The organism is Mesorhizobium sp. M1E.F.Ca.ET.063.01.1.1 (assembly GCF_003998155.1).
GTDB lineage: Bacteria > Pseudomonadota > Alphaproteobacteria > Rhizobiales > Rhizobiaceae > Mesorhizobium.
This window is the reverse complement of record NZ_RZSC01001159.1, coordinates 1-1255: the sequence shown is the minus strand read 5'-3', so window position 1 is coordinate 1255 and position 1255 is coordinate 1. Positions and strand designations below refer to the sequence as shown.

Below are 1255 nucleotides of genomic sequence, written 5' to 3'. Positions count from 1 at the left end.
CAGGCGGAATGTTCGTACGTGCCCACGAGTTCCGCCGCCTCAATGGCGTGGCGCCGGGCCTCCTTCCAGATTTCCTTGACTCCGGTCTGGCCTGGAATGCCGAGGCTCGGCACATCAAGAGCCGCCAGCCGGAAATGATAGTGGTGAACTCCGTGCCCGACCGGCGGGGCCGGGCCATCGTAGGAGGCGTTGCCGAAGTCGTTCTTCCCCTGCTGGAGCGCTTCGGTTCCCGGCTTCCCGTCTTCCCCTTCGGCAAGTTGCTCGACGTCGGGCGAAATGTTGAACACCGCCCAGTGGCCGAACGTCCCGCGTGGTGCATCGGGGTCGTCCACGACGAGAACCAGACTCCTGGTCCCGTCAGGGATCCCAGACCATTTCAGAGGCGGGGAGATATTTTCACCATCGCGGGCAAAACGCTCGGGGATGGGATCGCCGTCGGCGAACGCCGGACTTGTCAGTGTCAGTGGCATGTTGGTCCCTTCCGCTTTTGATGCCGCAAGGCCCACGCCCCGCGACGACCCACGGACCGGCTTCGATCGCAGCCAAGGTCCTCTTCCGGCTGGACAACACGTGCGGTTCGGTCATTCGCCTGATTTTCGGAGAGCGTCTGCCTAGCCGCACGACGTCCCTGGCCGATCATCCAACGAATGCCGCGCCGGATCGTTCCGCAGCGCCAGCGAGTGGCGGCATGTGTTCGTCCTGTCGAACATCGCCGCCAGGGGCGCGTTGCCGCTCATGCGTTGATGCACGTCAAAGCCAAGCTATCCATGATGCGTACTATGGCCGCCTTCATAATTAATTTTGGAGGCGATGATGGACAAGGAGATCAAAACCAAGATCCAGACGCTCTTGGATCAGCATCGGGTCATGACCGTTGCAACGCTGAGGCCGGACGGTTGGCCGCAGGCCACGACGGTCGGCTACGTCAACGAAGGCCTCACCCTCTACTTCCTCTGCGGTCTGGACAGCCAGAAGGCGGCGAACATCGCGCGGGACGATCGCGTGTCCCTGACCATCGACCACGACGCGCCGCAAGTGATGGAGATTACCGGACTTTCCATGGCGGCGCGCGCGCAGCCGGTCACCGACAAGGCCGAGGCCGAGAAGGTTCTGCGGATGCTGCCGATGAAATATCCGCCGCAAACCTCGCTCCCGGGCCCGATGCCGACGCCGGACGAGGTGCGCATCTTCCGCGTGGTGCCTTCGGTGATTTCCGTGCTCGATTACTCGAAAGGCTTTGGCCACACGGATCTTG

General features: G+C 62.8%; 2 protein-coding genes. One reads left to right on the top strand and one right to left on the bottom strand.

Features of this window, described 5'->3' with window-relative positions:
• Positions 1-470: YbhB/YbcL family Raf kinase inhibitor-like protein (locus EOA29_RS36880; RefSeq protein WP_126093659.1), on the bottom strand; the 470-nt coding region annotated here is incomplete at its 3' end.
• 343 nt (positions 471-813) lie between these two features.
• Between EOA29_RS36880 and EOA29_RS36875 the strand changes: the two genes are divergently transcribed.
• On the top strand, positions 814-1255 hold a 442-nt coding region (locus tag EOA29_RS36875), incomplete at its 3' end, for a pyridoxamine 5'-phosphate oxidase family protein (RefSeq protein ID WP_145970065.1).